17 protein-coding genes are annotated in these 15,589 nt (G+C 69.7%); 12 read left to right on the forward strand and 5 right to left on the reverse strand.

The window, feature by feature from the left end:
• Window positions 1–33: 33 nt before the first annotated feature.
• From AB0H54_RS12625 to AB0H54_RS12640, 4 genes are all read right to left on the reverse strand, one after another.
• Window positions 34–816 (reverse strand): ABC transporter permease, encoded by a 783-nt coding sequence (locus AB0H54_RS12625; protein WP_357345175.1) that lies wholly within the window; start codon window positions 814–816, stop codon window positions 34–36.
• Complete coding sequence (locus tag AB0H54_RS12630; protein WP_355281274.1) at window positions 813–1,745, reverse strand: ABC transporter ATP-binding protein; 933 nt, start codon at window positions 1,743–1,745, stop codon at window positions 813–815. Before AB0H54_RS12630 ends, AB0H54_RS12625 begins: the two co-directional genes overlap by 4 nt.
• Entirely contained in the window at window positions 1,742–3,460 is a 1,719-nt protein-coding gene (gene mptB, locus AB0H54_RS12635; protein WP_357345178.1) for a polyprenol phosphomannose-dependent alpha 1,6 mannosyltransferase MptB, read from the reverse strand. The genes AB0H54_RS12630 and mptB overlap by 4 nt, the downstream gene beginning before the upstream one ends.
• Before the next feature lie 79 nt (window positions 3,461–3,539).
• Window positions 3,540–4,472, reverse strand: coding sequence for a rhomboid family intramembrane serine protease (locus tag AB0H54_RS12640; protein ID WP_357345180.1), 933 nt, complete (start codon window positions 4,470–4,472; stop codon window positions 3,540–3,542).
• A gap of 395 nt (window positions 4,473–4,867) precedes the next feature.
• On the opposite strand from AB0H54_RS12640, the gene AB0H54_RS12645 reads away from it, so the two are divergent.
• From AB0H54_RS12645 to AB0H54_RS12685, 9 genes are all read left to right on the forward strand, one after another.
• Window positions 4,868–5,557, forward strand: a complete 690-nt coding sequence (locus AB0H54_RS12645) for a metalloregulator ArsR/SmtB family transcription factor (protein ID WP_355281513.1) — start codon at window positions 4,868–4,870, stop codon at window positions 5,555–5,557.
• Entirely contained in the window at window positions 5,554–6,990 is a 1,437-nt protein-coding gene (gene sufB, locus AB0H54_RS12650; RefSeq protein WP_218718234.1) for a Fe-S cluster assembly protein SufB, read from the forward strand. Before AB0H54_RS12645 ends, sufB begins: the two co-directional genes overlap by 4 nt.
• Window positions 6,990–8,168 carry a Fe-S cluster assembly protein SufD gene (gene sufD / locus AB0H54_RS12655; protein WP_355281270.1) on the forward strand — a complete coding sequence of 393 codons (1,179 nt, stop codon included), beginning with the start codon at window positions 6,990–6,992 and terminating at the stop codon, window positions 8,166–8,168. The genes sufB and sufD overlap by 1 nt, the downstream gene beginning before the upstream one ends.
• A gap of 35 nt (window positions 8,169–8,203) precedes the next feature.
• Window positions 8,204–8,971 carry a Fe-S cluster assembly ATPase SufC gene (gene sufC / locus AB0H54_RS12660; RefSeq protein WP_355281269.1) on the forward strand — a complete coding sequence of 256 codons (768 nt, stop codon included), beginning with the start codon at window positions 8,204–8,206 and terminating at the stop codon, window positions 8,969–8,971.
• Window position 8,972: 1 nt separating this feature from the next.
• Window positions 8,973–10,226: a cysteine desulfurase gene (locus AB0H54_RS12665; protein ID WP_355281267.1), complete on the forward strand. Its 1,254-nt coding sequence runs from the start codon at window positions 8,973–8,975 to the stop codon at window positions 10,224–10,226.
• Between the two features lie 3 nt (window positions 10,227–10,229).
• Complete coding sequence (gene sufU / locus AB0H54_RS12670; RefSeq protein WP_355281265.1) at window positions 10,230–10,706, forward strand: Fe-S cluster assembly sulfur transfer protein SufU; 477 nt, start codon at window positions 10,230–10,232, stop codon at window positions 10,704–10,706.
• Entirely contained in the window at window positions 10,706–11,089 is a 384-nt protein-coding gene (locus tag AB0H54_RS12675) for a metal-sulfur cluster assembly factor (protein WP_355281263.1), read from the forward strand. The genes sufU and AB0H54_RS12675 overlap by 1 nt, the downstream gene beginning before the upstream one ends.
• 126 nt (window positions 11,090–11,215) lie before the next feature.
• Window positions 11,216–11,590 carry a hypothetical protein gene (locus AB0H54_RS12680; protein WP_357345184.1) on the forward strand — a complete coding sequence of 125 codons (375 nt, stop codon included), beginning with the start codon at window positions 11,216–11,218 and terminating at the stop codon, window positions 11,588–11,590.
• Window positions 11,591–11,704: 114 nt separating this feature from the next.
• Complete coding sequence (locus AB0H54_RS12685) at window positions 11,705–12,133, forward strand: DUF4189 domain-containing protein (protein WP_357345186.1); 429 nt, start codon at window positions 11,705–11,707, stop codon at window positions 12,131–12,133.
• A gap of 59 nt (window positions 12,134–12,192) precedes the next feature.
• Here the strand turns inward: AB0H54_RS12685 and AB0H54_RS12690 are convergent, their stop codons facing one another.
• Window positions 12,193–12,822: a TetR/AcrR family transcriptional regulator gene (locus tag AB0H54_RS12690; protein ID WP_357345188.1), complete on the reverse strand. Its 630-nt coding sequence runs from the start codon at window positions 12,820–12,822 to the stop codon at window positions 12,193–12,195.
• Window positions 12,823–12,979: 157 nt separating this feature from the next.
• On the opposite strand from AB0H54_RS12690, the gene AB0H54_RS12695 reads away from it, so the two are divergent.
• From AB0H54_RS12695 to AB0H54_RS12705, 3 genes are all read left to right on the forward strand, one after another.
• Window positions 12,980–14,203 carry a helix-turn-helix domain-containing protein gene (locus AB0H54_RS12695; protein WP_357345190.1) on the forward strand — a complete coding sequence of 408 codons (1,224 nt, stop codon included), beginning with the start codon at window positions 12,980–12,982 and terminating at the stop codon, window positions 14,201–14,203.
• Window positions 14,204–14,272: 69 nt separating this feature from the next.
• The gene (locus tag AB0H54_RS12700) at window positions 14,273–14,830 is read left to right on the forward strand and encodes an NADAR family protein (RefSeq protein ID WP_357345191.1); all 558 of its coding nucleotides are present in this window, start codon (window positions 14,273–14,275) and stop codon (window positions 14,828–14,830) included.
• Window positions 14,831–15,074: 244 nt separating this feature from the next.
• The gene (locus AB0H54_RS12705; protein ID WP_357345193.1) at window positions 15,075–15,575 is read left to right on the forward strand and encodes a DUF4189 domain-containing protein; all 501 of its coding nucleotides are present in this window, start codon (window positions 15,075–15,077) and stop codon (window positions 15,573–15,575) included.
• The last annotated feature ends 14 nt before the right edge of the window (window positions 15,576–15,589 follow it).

The raw sequence follows: 15,589 nt of genomic DNA on the forward strand, positions 1-15,589 counted from the left end.
ATACCAGGGCTACTACAGTGCGTCGTTGATCACTCAGCTGAACCGGAACAGGCGGGTCGCGAGCCAGCCGCACAGCACGCCCCACACCGCCAGTACCGCGACTCCGAACCAGTCGACCGCGCCCGTCAGCGCCGATTCCAGGGCGAACGCCAGCGCGCCGGAGGGCACCAGCCGGACCAGCACGGTGAGGACATCGGGCAGTGAATCGCCGACGAGCACCAGGCTGGCGACGCCGAGCATGATGAACCAGAGGATATTGGCCAGTGCCAGCACGACCTCGGCCTTGAGCGTCCCGCCCAGCAGCAGGCCCATCGCCGCGAACGTCGCGGTACCGAGGGCGATCACCAGCGCACCGAGCGCGAGGCCGCCGATCCCGGGCCGCCAGCCCAGGGCGGCGCCGATCGCGCCGAGCAGGATCGCCTGCAGTACGACCACGATCAGCACGGCCGCGCACTTGCCCGCGATCACGCCCCAGCGGGGCAGCGGGGTCGCGCCGAGCCGCTTGAGCGCGCCGTAGCGGCGGTCGAAGCCGACGGCGATGGCCTGGCCGGTGAACGCGGTCGACATCACCGCGGTCATCATGACCATCGGCACCACCTTGTCCACCCGGTGCTCGCCGAGCTCGCCGAACGGCAGCAGGGTCAGACCGATCAGCAGGGTGATCGGGATGAACATGGTGAGCAGCAGCTGTTCGCCGTTGCGCAGCAGCAGCTTCAGTTCGAGGCCGGTCTGCGCGATCAGCATCGTCCGCCGGGTGGCGGGGCGCGGGTCGGGAGCGAAGGTGCCGGGCAGGAACCGGCTGGTGGTCTCGGTCATCCGCGCAGGTCCCGTCCGGTCAGTTCGAGGAAAACGTCCTCGAGGCGGCGCTGATCGATGCGGATGTCGGTGGCGAGCACGTCCATCCTGGCGCACCAGGCGGTGACCGTCGCCAGCACCTGCGGATTGATCTCACCCTCGACCAGGTAGGTGCCCGGTGTCGTCTCCCGTGGCGAGAAGCCTTCCGGCAGCGCCGATTTCAGCAGCGCGATATCGAGCTTCGGTGGGGCGCAGAAGCGCAGCTGGCCCGCGGCGCCGTGCGCGGTGACCTCGGCGGGCGTGCCCTGCGCGACGATCTCCCCGTGATCGATGATCACCAGCTGGTCGGCGAGCTGCTCGGCCTCGTCCATCATGTGCGTGGTCAGCACCACGCTCACGCCGTCGCGGCGCAGGGCGTCGATCAGCTCCCACACGATCAGCCGGGCCTGGGCGTCGAGCCCGGCGGTCGGCTCGTCGAGGAACACGATCTCCGGCCTGCCGACCAGCGCGCAGGCCAGCGCGAGCCGCTGCTGCTGGCCGCCGGACAGGCGGCGATACGGCGTCCGGCGGTTGTCCTGCAGACCGAGGGTGGACAGCAGCCAGTCGGGATCGATCGGGTCGGCCGAGTAGGCGGCGACCAGGTCGAGCATCTCACCGGCCCGCGCACCCGGATAGGCGCCGCCGCCCTGGAGCATCACGCCGATGCGGGGGCGCAGCTGCTCGGAGTCGGCGATCGGGTCGAGGCCGAGGACGCGGACCGTGCCCGCGTCGGGGCGCACGAAACCCTCGCACATCTCCACCGTGGTGGTCTTGCCCGCGCCGTTGGGGCCGAGCAACGCGAACACCTGGGCCTGCTCGACCTCGAACCGCAGGCCGTCGACCGCGGTCGTCTCGCCGTAGCGCTTGACCACGCCGTCGACGCCAACAGCGGGTCCGGAGCGACTTCTCACGATGTCACACGGTAAGCCGTGCCCTCCTGTGACGGAGCCGACACCCCCGGCTGAGCCCGCCAGGGCAGGGAGTGACGGGTGAGTGCGAAGAACAACGCGAAGCAGACCGCGGCGGCCAGTGCGGCGCCGATGATCTGGAAGACCTGGAACTCCGCCCCCCGTGGCATCACCAGCATCGAGACGACCGCGGAGAACGCGACGGCGGGCACGCGGAACACCGGCTGGGTGGCCCAGGCGGCCAGCGGCACGATCGCCCACAGCAGATACCAGGGCTGGACCACCGGGAACAGCAGCACGATCGCGCCGAGCGCGACGCCCAGGGCGCCGACCGGATGCAGCCGGCCGGTGCCGGTGGCGACCAGCATGCGCACGGTGATGTAGGCCGCGACCGCCGCCGCGATCGGGCGGGTGATCGACAGCAGCGCGGTCGTGTGGTCGCCGAGCCCGAGCAGGACGCCGCCGAACCCGGTGATGATGCCGATGACGGTCGGCAGCGACATCCAGCTGCGCACGGCGCTGGCGGTGTTGAGCGTGAAGATCCAGCCGAAGCCGAGACCGCTCACCGAACTCACGAACAGCGTTGTCACCCCGGCGATCACGCCGAGCAGCAACGCGGCCTTCACTACCGCCTTGAGGTCGCCGCCCCAGCGGCGGGCCAGCGCCATCCCGACGAAGCCGAGCGCGATGATCGAGGTGAACTTGATCGACGACGACAGGGTGATCACCACTGCGCCACCGATCAGCAGCCCGTAGGCGCGCGCGTCGAACGGCGCGAGACCGGTGCCGTTCAGCAGATCGGGGGTGCCGCCGTTGCCGTAGATCGCCCGCAGCATCAGCTCCACACCCGCGAGCATCAGGCCGAGCATCAGCGCGTCGTTGTGCACGCCGCCGACCAGGTGGAACAGCACCAGCGGGTTGGCCGCGCCGAGCCACAGCGCGCTCACCGGCGCGACACCGCAGCGCACCGACAGCCGCGGCAGCGCCCACACGATCAGCGCCACGCCCGCGAGCGCGAGCAACCGGTGCACCCACACCCCGGCGATGATGTTGTCCCCGGTCAGCTCCGCGATGCCGCGGCCGATCCAGAGGAACAGCGGGCCGTACGGCGCGGGGGTGTCGCGCCAGATGGTCGGCACGTTGTTGGTGAGGACGTTGTCGATGCCGAGCCCGGCGACCGGACCCTCCAGATACGGGTCGATGCCGCGCGCGGCGATCTCGCTCTGCGCCAGATAGGAATAGACGTCGTTGCTGAACATCGGCGGTGCCACGCTGAGCGGGATGATCCACAGCAGCAGCGTGCGGTCCAGCTGCGACCGGGTCAGCCGGTGCACCGGCGACCCGGCCAGCCCGCCGACCGCGAACCGGCCGAGCAGCAGCCACGCGCCGATCACCAGCACGGTGCCGAACATGCACATCGCCAGCGAACCGGTGTGCGCCCTGGCGAAGATGCCGAGGACCCGCATGCCCGAGACGGGGTTCTGGTGGACCGGCTGCGCGCCGATGCCCAGCGCCGCGATCGCCATCAGGACCGCGCCGGTCGCGCCCATCAGCCGGATGCGGTCCAGCTGCGCGCGCTCGCGCCGGTCGAGGCCGGGGACCTCGTTCTCGTCGCGGTGAAGCACCGCGACGGTGTGATCAGGGGTCGGCACGTCGAGCCCGAGAGCTCGCCTCCCGAACGCCAGTGTCTTGCGCGCCGCGCCCTCCAGTACCGCCACGGAGAGCGAGCCTAGTGCGGCGCGCCGCGACCGGTGGTGCTCCGGTCGGTGCCGCGTCGCCGACCAGCGCCGATCACGGCTAGCGCGGTTGCGGCGCCACGGCGGTGGGGGCCGACACCTGGGGCGGTGGGCCAGGGATGTCGGCGCGCACCATCAGCGTGGCCCCGACGATGACGGCCAGGCACGCCACCGCGACCGCGCCCAGCGACGCCCAGCCGATCCGGCGCGCGGCCTCGGGCGTGCGCGCCGACAGCCATTCCGGGACGAACAGGATGCCCAGCGCCGCGAGCGTGCCGGCGGCCAGCCCGCCGAGGTGGCCCCACAGCGAGATGCCGGGCAGCGAGAAGCTGATCAGCACGTTGACGCCGATGACGACCAGCATCGGTGTCGGGCTCTGCCGCAGCCGGATCAGCGTCACGGTGACCGCGCCGAACAGGCCGTACACCGCGCCGGAGGCGCCCGCGGTGGCGACGACGGTGTCGGACAGGGCCATCACCGCGGCGGAACCGCCGAGCAGCGAGATCAGGTACACGCACGCGAACCGCACCCGGCCGAGCACCCGCTCCAGATCCCGGCCGACGACGTAGAGCGCGAACATGTTGACCAGCAGGTGGATCGCGCCGTAGTGCAGGAAGCCCGAGCCGATCAGCCGCCACCACTCACCGTCGGCGACCAGCAGCGGGACCAGCACGAACTCCCGGAACAGCGCCGAGCCGCGGTAGTTGTCCATCGCGCTGCCCGCCTGGGCGGCCGTGACGAGATAGACCAGGACGTTGACCGCGATCAACGCGTAGGTCACGTACGGAACGGCGGCCGCGCCCGCGGTCGCGCCGCCGACGGTGCGCACCTGGCGCACCTCGCTCCGACCCTGGCGCACGCAGTCCACGCAGTGCTGGCCGACGGCGGCGGGCCGCAGGCACTCGGGGCAGGCGGGCCTGCCGCACCGGGTGCACGCGAGGCCGGTGGGGCGGTCGGGATGGCGGACACACGTCGGTGCGGGCGGGTTGGACACCTCGTCATCGTGCCACGGCCCGTGAACCGGGGCGGGCCGACCGCGCGGCGACGTCCGCCGGGGCCGCAACACCGGTGTTGCGTAATTCCGCGGGCCGGACGGCGGCCCCCGGTCGTGTGCGATGGGTCACCCCGGCGGCGGCCGCCGGCGCGGCCGCGGCGTCCGCACCTGGGGTTTTGCCGGGCGGTCGCGGTGCCAGGCGATCTTCGTCGCAGGTCAGGGCACCCTTTGTCAGGGGACCCTTATTAGATTTAGGGAAGTAATTCCGCCACACTGGTGTTGTGAAAACCGTGGGTTTGCGGACAGACGTGGACGGGACCGGTCGTAAGACGACCGGCGCCCGGTCGTCCGCCGGTCCAGCGGCGACCGCGCACGAAGGGCACACCAGGGCGGCGATCGTCCAGTTGCTGCTCGAGGACGGCCCGATCACCGCGACCGCGATCGGCACCGCGCTCGGGCTCGCGCCCGCGGGCGTGCGCAGGCATCTGGACGCGCTCATCGACGCCGGCCAAGCGCGGGCGAGCCGGTCGGCGCCGTGGCAGCAGAAGGGCCGCGGCCGCCCGGCCAAGCAGTACCAGCTGACGGCGGCGGGGCGGGGCAATCTCGGCCACGCCTACGACGATCTGGCCGGCGCGGCGATCCGCCAGCTCGGCGAGATCGGCGGCGAGGCGGCCATCGCCGAGTTCGCGCGCAAGCGGGTTCGAGTCATCGTCGACGGCATCGAGCCGGTCGCCGAGCACACGGCTCCCGTCATCGAGGCCAAGGTCGAGGAGATCGCGGAAGCGTTCGCCGACGCCGGTTTCGCCGCCACCACCCGCCAGGTCGGCGCCGGTGTGCAGATCTGCCAGCATCACTGCCCGGTGGCCCACGTGGCCGAGGAGTTCCCGCAGTTGTGCGACGCCGAACTGGACGCTTTCCGGGACCTGCTGGGGACCCACGTTCAGCGACTTGCGACCATCGCCAACGGCGATTGCGCCTGCACCACCCACGTACCGCTGGTCGCGCTCCCGAAAACAGCTTCCACCCCATCCGCCGCACAGCCCGCGGCGGGACGAACGAACGACTCCGGAAGGAGTGCCGAATGACGACGACCACCGACCAGGTGCAACCGCTGACCCAGGACGAGACCATCGCCTCGCTGGGCAACTACGGTTACGGCTGGGCCGATTCGGATGTGGCCGGTGCCAGTGCGCAACGCGGCCTGTCGGAGGCTGTCGTTCGCGACATCTCGGCCAAGAAGAGCGAGCCGGAGTGGATGCTCGACATCCGCCTCAAGGCGCTGCGCATCTTCGATCGCAAGCCCATGCCGAACTGGGGCTCCAACCTCGACGGCATCGACTTCGACAACATCAAGTACTTCGTGCGTTCGTCGGAGAAGCAGGCCGAGAGCTGGGAAGACCTGCCCGAGGACATCAAGAACACCTACGACAAGCTGGGCATCCCCGAGGCGGAGAAGCAGCGGCTGGTCTCCGGTGTCGCCGCGCAGTACGAGTCCGAGGTCGTCTACCACTCCATCCGCGAGGACCTGGAGAAGCAGGGCGTCATCTTCCTCGACACCGACACCGCGCTCAAGGAGCACCCGGAGATCTTCCAGGAGTACTTCGGCTCGGTGATCCCCGCCGGTGACAACAAGTTCTCCGCGCTCAACACCGCCGTGTGGTCGGGTGGCTCGTTCATCTACGTGCCGCCGGGCGTGCACGTCGACATCCCGCTGCAGGCCTACTTCCGGATCAACACCGAGAACATGGGCCAGTTCGAGCGGACGCTGATCATCGTCGACGAGGACGCCTACGTCCACTACGTCGAGGGCTGCACCGCCCCGATCTACAAGTCCGACTCGCTGCACTCCGCGGTCGTCGAGATCATCGTGAAGAAGGGCGGCCGCTGCCGCTACACGACCATCCAGAACTGGTCGAACAACGTCTACAACCTGGTCACCAAGCGGGCCAAGGCCGAGGCGGGCGCCACCATGGAGTGGGTCGACGGCAACATCGGCTCCAAGGTCACCATGAAGTACCCGGCGGTCTGGATGACCGGCGAGCACGCCCACGGCGAGGTGCTCTCGGTCGCGTTCGCCGGTGTCGGCCAGCACCAGGACACCGGTGCCAAGATGCTGCACCTGGCCCCGCACACCTCCTCGACCATCGTGTCGAAGTCGGTGGCGCGTGGCGGCGGTCGCGCGTCGTACCGCGGCCTGGTCCAGATCAACAAGGGCGCCCACGGTTCCAAGTCGACCGTGAAGTGTGACGCGCTGCTGGTCGACACGATCAGCCGCTCCGACACCTACCCCTACGTCGACATCCGCGAGGACGACGTGACCATGGGCCACGAGGCGACCGTCTCCAAGGTCTCCGAGGACCAGCTGTTCTACCTGATGAGCCGCGGTCTGACCGAGGACGAGGCGATGGCGATGGTGGTGCGCGGCTTCGTCGAGCCCATCGCCAAGGAACTGCCGATGGAATACGCGTTGGAACTGAACCGGCTCATCGAGCTGCAGATGGAAGGGGCCGTTGGCTGATGTCGTCGCTCGAGACGCCGACCCAGAATCCGGGCGCGGGCGCCGCGGTCAACAAGGGCGAGGTCTTCACCTCGTTCGACGTGGACCAGTTCGAGGTGCCGTCGGGCCGTGACGAGGCGTGGCGGTTCACCCCGCTGCGCCGGCTGCGCGGCCTGCACGACGGCACCGCGGTGCGCGACGGACAGGCCACGGTCGAGGTCACCCCGGTCGCCGGGGTCACGGTCGAGACCGTCGACCGCACCGACGCCCGCCTCGGCCAGGCCGGCACCCCCGCCGACCGTGTCGCCGCCCAGGCCTACTCGGGCTTCGAGTCGGCGACCGTCGTGTCGATCGGCGCGGAAACCGAAGTGGCCGAGCCGGTCACCGTGACCGTCACCGGTCCGGGCGAGGGCAAGACCGCCTACGGTCATCTGCAGATCCGCCTGGACAACTTCGCCGTCGCCACCGTGGTCCTGGACCAGCGGGGCAGCGGAACCTACGCCGAGAACGTCGAATTCGTGCTGGGTGACAGCGCCAAGCTGACCGTCGTCGCCGTCCAGGAATGGAACGAAGACGCCGTGCACGCCACCGCGCATCACCTGAAGCTGGGTCGCGACGCCACCGTGCGCCACTTCGCGGCCACCCTCGGCGGCGACCTGGTCCGGCTCACCGGCACCGTGCGCTACGCCGGTCCCGGCGGCGAGGCCGAGCTGTTCGGCCTGTACTTCGCCGACGCGGGTGAGCACTTCGAGCAGCGGCTGCTGGTCGATCACTCCGAGCCCAACTGCAAGTCCAACGTGCTGTACAAGGGTGCGCTGCAGGGTGATCCGGCCTCGGCCAAGGGCGATGCCCGCACCGTGTGGGTCGGCGACGTGCTGATCCGCGCGGCCGCCGAGGGCACCGACACCTACGAGGCCAACCGCAACCTCGTGCTCACCGACGGCGCGCGCGCCGACTCGGTGCCGAACCTGGAGATCGAGACCGGCGAGATCGCCGGTGCCGGACACGCCAGTGCCACCGGCCGTTTCGACGACGAGCAGCTGTTCTACCTGCGCGCTCGCGGCATTCCGGAGGACGTCGCCCGCCGCCTGGTGGTGCGCGGCTTCTTCCACGAGATCATCCAGAAGATCGCGGTCCCCGAGGTCCGGGAGCGGCTGGAGGCGGCCATCGAGGCCGAGCTCGCCACTGTCGGTATCTGACCCACTCTTACCTCCCACGAAGGAATTCGAATTCGATGACCACCTTGGAAATCAAGGACCTGCACGCCGAGATCACCACCCCCGAGGGTGAGTCCAAGAAGATCCTCAACGGCGTCAACCTGACCGTGCGCTCCGGCGAGACGCACGCCATCATGGGCCCCAACGGCTCGGGCAAGTCGACGCTGTCCTACGTGATCGCGGGTCACCCGAAGTACACCGTCACCCAGGGCACCATCACCCTCGACGGTGAGGACGTGCTGGAGATGTCGGTCGACGAGCGCGCTCGCGCCGGCCTGTTCCTGGCCATGCAGTACCCGGTCGAGGTCCCCGGTGTCTCGATGTCGAACTTCCTGCGCACCGCCGCCACCGCCGTGCGTGGCGAGGCCCCCAAGCTGCGCACCTGGGTCAAGGAGGTGAAGGAGTCGATGAAGGAGCTCGAGATCGACGCCGCCTTCGCCGACCGCAGCGTCAACGAGGGCTTCTCCGGTGGCGAGAAGAAGCGCCACGAGGTCCTGCAGCTGGGCCTGCTCAAGCCGAAGATCGCGATCCTCGACGAGACCGACTCCGGCCTCGACGTCGACGCGCTGCGCATCGTCTCCGAGGGCGTCAACCGCTACAAGGAGCGCGAGAACGGCGGCGTGCTGCTGATCACGCACTACACCCGCATCCTGCGCTACATCCAGCCCGACTTCGTGCACGTGTTCGTCAACGGCAAGATCGTCGCCGAGGGTGGCTCCGAGCTGGCCGAGGAACTCGACGCGAACGGCTACGTGCGCTTCACCTCCGCGACCGCTGGAGCCTGAGATGACCGCGACGGTGCCGGCCCTCGACGTGGCCCGGATCCGGGCCGACTTCCCGATCCTGAACCGTACGGTTCGGGACGGGAAACCGTTGGTGTACCTGGATTCCGGGGCGACCTCGCAGCGTCCGCTGCAGGTGCTGGACGCCGAGCGCGACTTCCTGCTCACCCGTAACTCGGCGGTGCACCGCGGCGCGCACCAGCTGGCGGAGGAGGCGACCGACTCCTACGAGGACGCCCGCGTCGCCATCGCCCGTTTCGTCGGCGCCGACGCCGGGGAGATCGTGTTCACCAAGAACGCGACCGAGTCGCTGAACCTGGTGGCCAACGCCTTCGGCGACGACCGGTTCCCCCACAGGGTGGGTCCCGGCGACGAGATCGTGATCACCGAGCTCGAGCACCACGCGAATCTCGTGCCGTGGCAGGAACTCGCGCGTCGCACCGGTGCCACGCTCAAGTGGTACGGCATCACCGACGACGGCCGGATCGACCTGGATTCGCTCGAACTGTCGCCCGCGACCAAGGTGCTCGCGTTCACCCACCAGTCCAATGTGACCGGCGCGGTCGCCCCGGTGGCTGAATTGGTGCGCCGGGCGAAGGAAGTCGGCGCGCTCGTCGTGCTCGACGCCTGCCAGTCGGTGCCGCACATGGCGGTGAACTTCCGTGAGCTCGGCGTGGACTTCGCCGCGTTCTCCGGCCACAAGATGCTCGGCCCGATGGGCGTGGGCGGACTGTACGGCCGGCGGTCGCTGCTCGAGGAGACCCCGCCGTACATCACCGGCGGGTCGATGATCGAGACCGTCACCATGGAGCAGACCACCTACGCGCCGCCGCCGCAGCGCTTCGAGGCGGGCACGCCGATGACCTCGCAGGTCGTCGGGCTGGCCGCCGCGGTCCGCTACCTGGAAGACCTCGGCATGGACGCGATCGCCGCCCACGAGCACGCGCTCACCGGCGCCGCGCTCGACGGCCTGCGCGGGATCGAGGGCGTGCGGATCATCGGGCCGACCGAGAACGTGGACCGCGGTGGCGCGGTGGCATTCGTGGTCGACGGCATCCATGCCCACGACGTGGGCCAGATCCTCGACGACCAGGGTGTCGCCATCCGGGTCGGGCACCACTGCGCCTGGCCGCTGCACCGCAAGTTCGGTGTCGCGGCGACGGCGCGCGCGTCGTTCGCCGTGTACAACACCCTCGACGAGGTGGACGCGCTGGTGCAGGCCGTGCGGAAGGCTCAGAGCTTCTTCGGAGTTGCATAAGTCATGCGCATGGAGCAGATGTACCAGGAAGTGATCCTGGACCACTACAAGCACCCGCACCACCGCGGGCTGCGGGAACCGTTCGGTGCCGAAGTGCACCACGTGAACCCGACCTGTGGTGACGAGGTGACCCTGCGCGTGCACATCGACGACGCGGGCGAGGTCGCCGACGTGTCCTACGACGGGCAGGGCTGCTCGATCAGCCAGGCCGCCACCTCGATCCTCACCGATCAGGTGATCGGGCTGCCGGTGCAGCAGGCGCTGAAGGTGGTCGAGTCCTACAGCGAGATGATCTCCAGCCGCGGCACCGTCGAGGGTGACGAGGACGTGATCGGCGACGGCATCGCCCTGGCCGGCGTCGCCAAGTACCCGGCGCGGGTGAAGTGCGCACTGCTGGGGTGGATGGCGTTCAAGGACGCCGTCGTGCGGATCGCCTCGGCCGAAGAAGTCAAGCCTGCCATGGGAAATGGGGAAGCGTGATGAGTGAGACACCGGCTGTCGAAGCCACCGAGGCCGCCGCTCCCGAGGTGGAGCTGACGCCCGAACAGGTCGAGCACCTCGAGAATCTCGAGGAGGCCATGCGCGACGTCGTCGACCCCGAGCTCGGCATCAATGTCGTCGACCTCGGCCTGGTCTACGGCATGTCCGTCGACGACGACAACATCGCCACCCTCGACATGACGCTGACCTCGGCGGCCTGTCCGCTGACCGACGTCATCGAGGACCAGTCCCGCAACGCCCTGGTGCGCAGCGGCCTGGTCGAGGACCTGAAGATCAACTGGGTCTGGATGCCCCCGTGGGGCCCGGACAAGATCACCGAGGACGGTCGCGAACAGCTGCGCGCCCTCGGCTTCACGGTCTAGAAATTGCGCGAAAAGGCTCGGATTCCATGGGAATCCGGGCCTTTTCGGTTCCCGTAGGCCCGCTGGATTCGCCGCCGGGCGCCGATATCCGGTTGCGGGTGCGGCCGCGACGAGGATTATGGAGGAATGGCCGAGTCGAGCAGGAGCAGTGCCGCCGAACGCGGTCGGTACGCGCTCGTCGGCGGTCTCGCCGCGGTCGTTCTCGCGCCGGTGGCGGCCGCGACGACGGCCGCCGTCTATCGATTTCCGGTGCCGCTCGTCGGCTATACCAGCGGAATAGGCGGCGCCCCGACGGCGGCGGTCGGCAGCATCTTCTATCTGGTGCTCGGCGGTGCGGTGGTGCTCGCGGTGGCCGGTGCGCTGGGTGGTCTGCTCACGACGTGGGGGAATCCGGCACCGACTCGGCGCAATTATCTGATCGCCGGCGCGGCTGGATTGTTCGTCGCGTTTCTGGGCGCCGTCGGGCTGGCGCTGCTGGAATTCCTCGTCGGGCCATGGTGATGTGTTCCTTTGTCGCGCTGTGATTTTCCTCCCTGCTATTGGATGTACGCCGTTGTTCGGCAATAATCCTGAGGTTCCGGACTTCCGGGACAGATTCCAGAGGAGAATTGTTCGATGAGTTTCTTGGGTAAGGCCGGTCTCGCCGTCGCGGCGCTCGGCCTTGCGGCCGGTTCGGTCCTCGGCGCCGGTGCGGCGAACGCGGAGAGCCTGCACGCCGCCATCTCGTTCAGCGACGCGGACTGGGCCTTCGCCTACAGCGTGAACAAGCCGACGGCCGAGGCCGCCGCCGACGAGGCGCTCGCCGCCTGCGACGCCGCCGACTGCCACATCTGGGCCGCCTGGGCCAACGGGTGCGGTGTTATCGTCGAGGGCGACGGGGGCGCGATCGGCATCGGCACGGGTGCCACCAGCCGTGAGGCGGAGACCGAGGCCTACGCCAGCCTGGGCGAGCTGGAGCCGAAGGCGCTGCTCGCGAACACGGGTTCGGCAGCGCTCAGCGGGGCGCACGTGGTCAAGACGATCTGCACGGCCAACGCCCGCTGATCACCGCACGCCGAAGGGCCCGGATCCGCACGGATCCGGGCCCTTCGGGGTCGGTGGGCCTAGGCGGGCTCCGGCGGGGTGAGCGAGGCGATCCAGGCGCCGATCATGTCGGCGGTGTGGTCGATGACGACCTCGCGATCGAGGCCGTCGTTCTCCATCTCGACCGAGCGCAGCGCGGTGGCGAAGCCGGCGTTGAGGACGACGAAGGCCATGGTGTCGATGTCGATGTTCTCGGTCGGGCCGAGCATCTGGATCAGGTACAGCTTCATGATCATCCGCAGCCGCGGCTCGAATTCCGGGATGCCGCTGCCGTAGAAGTGCAGATCGGCGACGAGGGCGCGCACCAGCGGTCCGTTGGCGATCAGGATCTCGACCGCGATCCGGATCACCTCGGCGACGGCGTCGCGCGGGGTCTTGTCGGCGGAGCCGGTGAGCAGGCGGCTGTAGCGGTCCTCGACCTGCAGGAACAGGCTGTCGGTGAGTTCCTTGACGATCTCGTCGCGGTCGGTGAAATACCGGTACAGGGTGCCGATGCTCATGCCCGCCTCGGCGGCGATCCGATTGGTCGAGGTGTTGCCGATTCCGCGGCTGCCGAAAAGATGAGCGGACACCGCGAGAATGCGGGCGCGGGTTTCCTTCGCCCGGTCCTGCTTGGGGCGTTTGCGCTGCTTGTCGGCGTGCGGTGGCATTCGGAGACCTCGGTCGAAAGAGGAGTAGAAGGTGAGCAGTTGCTCATCCTAGAGTCATGATCATGGAGAAACCGGAGTGTAGGCCATCACCGGGGCCGGGCACTACGGCAGCTGAACCACCGCCGGCCGCGCCGACGCGGTGTGGAAGGAGTCGACGATGATGACGATCCCCGTGGATGGAGCCCCGATGTGGCAGCCGCTGCGCGATGTCCGGACGCTGACGGGCACGCTGGTGAGCCACTTCGTCGACACCGTGGCCACCTGCCGGACGCTACCCGGCGACGCGATCTCCGGTGACGTCACGGCGGTCACCCGCCTGTGCCTGGAGATCGTCGGCGGGATGCTCGACGGCCGCGACGAGACCGAGCGGCTGAACCGGCTCTCGGTCGCCGCGGCGGGCTGGGCGCGCGAGGGCGTGCCGATCGACGCCATCCTGCACGCCTTCCACGAGGGTGTGCGGATCAGCTTCGATGCCGTCTTCGACGCGGTCGCCGACGACGACCGGGCGAGCCTGCTCGACGGCTTCCGCCGGGCGGTGGCGATCTCGGATCAGCTGTGCACCACCGTGACCCGCGCCTACATCCGGGAGCATCGCGACGTCGCGGGCGAGCATCACACGGCCGTGCACACGCTCACCTCGGCGCTGCTGGCCGGGCAGCCGACGGTCACCATGGCGCGCGAGTGCGGAATCGCCGTCGCCGAGGCGTATTCGGTGCTGGCGCTGTCGATCCGGCGTCGTCCCGAGGCCGCCGATCCGCGGGTGAACCGGGCGGTGGTGGCCCGGCGCGCGCTGCGCCGGGTGCAGGCCGCGCTCGCGCACCACGGCGGCGACCAGGTGCTGTCGCTGCTGTCGGTGGACGGTGGGACCCTGCTGATCCCGGCCGAGCTGATGGACTCCAGCGCCCTGGACGCCCTGATCGCGGCGCTGTCGCGCGCGGCCGATGTCGACGTGACCGGCGCGCTGGTCCCGGCGACCACCGCGGAGATCCCCTCGGCCGCCGAGCGCGCGCACGAACTGCTGGACATGGTCGAACGGCTCGACTGCGAGCCCGGCCTGTACCGCTTCGGCGATCTGGCCCTGGAGTACCAGCTCACCCGTCCCGGCCCCGGCCGCGCCCGCCTCGGCGAGCTGCTCGCACCGTTGGACAGCCACCCCGAGCTCTTCGAGACCCTGCGGGTGCACATCGCCAACAATATGAACCGCAGGCGCACGGCCCGCCTGCTGCACATCCACACCAACACCGTCGACTACCGCCTGCGCCGCATCGCGCAGCTCACCGGTCTGGATCCGGCGCAGGGCTCGGGGCTGTGGCAGCTGCGCTCGGCCATGATCGCCCGCAGCTTCCACTCCGGGCCGACCGTGGAAGCCCGCCTGGCCTGATCCGGAAACCGTTGGCGCGGTGCCCCCTCCCCGGTATATGGTTCAGTGGACCAAAACCTGGGAGGGGATATGACCGTCGAGACCGTCGAGCAGCTGTGTCACGCGATCGAGCAGGGCGCGGCACCGAAATACCTGGCGTTCTGGGGGCACACCCCGCGCGCCGACGGCGCTGTCGGCGCGAGCTGCCTGAGCCAGTGGTGGCCCGCGGAATTCGTCGTCGACGGCACCGCGTTCCGCAGCGCGGAGCACTACATGATGTGGCGCAAGGCGCTGCTGTTCGACGACGAGCGCACGGCGGCTCGCGTGCTCGACGCGACCCATCCGAGCGTGGCCAAGAAGCTGGGCAGGCAGATCCGCGCCTTCGACGACACCGTCTGGGAGCGTGCGCGATTCGAGATCGTCGTCGCGGGCAGCGTGGCCAAGTTCGGCCAGGACGACGCCCTGCGCGCCTACCTGCTCGGCACCGGCGCGCGGGTGCTCGTCGAAGCCAGCCCGGTGGACCGGATCTGGGGGATCGGCCTGGCCGCCGACGACGCGCGCGCCACCGACCCGGCGCGCTGGCGCGGCCTGAACCTGCTCGGTTTCGCCCTGATGCGCGCTCGCGAGGTGCTCGCCGCGGCGGGCTAGCCGCCGGCGATCCCCGGTTGTCGGTGGGGGTTGTTAGTCTGTGGCGGACGGACGGACCGGGAGGATTCGGGCGTCACGGTAGGCGAATTCGGTTGGCGTCGTGCTCATGCCGGCGCGCGGCGGAATTCGCGGAACCCGGCCGAGCGGGCAATTCGGGAAAGCTATTTCTCGATGGCCCGTGTGGCGGTTCATGATTGGTTCGGCTTCGACCGCGAAGCCGATTTTTCGATGGGGAGATTCACTGATGTCTGTTGTGGGCAAATATGCCCTGGGTGTGGCCGCCATGTCCGCGGTGGCCGCGTTCACCGTCGTGAACGCCGGCTCGGCCGCCGCGGCCGAGAGCGGCGTGGCGATCGCCGAGGCGCCCGGCTACACCGCCGTCTCGCGCGACGGTGGCTTCCAGGCCGCCGCCGGTGATCTCTACGGCGCGCTGGCGTTGTCGTCGAAGGAAGCCGTGGTCGCCTCGGCGGTCAACTACGGCAGCTGGGCGGCCGCGAGCCAGGCCGCGCTGGCCGAGTGCGGCGTCTGGGACTGCCAGATCGTCGTCGAGTTCCGCAATGCCTGCGGTGCCGTCGCGCAGGGCGCCGACTACCGCTTCGGCTGGTCCTGGGATCACTCCCTGGCCGCGGCCGAGCGCTCGGCGGTCGACGTGCTGGGAATCAGCGCGCCGCCGTTCCCCGACCCGGGTTCGGCCTCGCCGCGTGCGGCGAGCGTCATCCTGTCCGCCTGCACGGCGAACGTCTGACGAATCGAGGCAAC

The organism is Nocardia sp. NPDC050718 (genome assembly GCF_040654235.1).
Taxonomy (GTDB): Bacteria; Actinomycetota; Actinomycetes; order Mycobacteriales; family Mycobacteriaceae; genus Nocardia.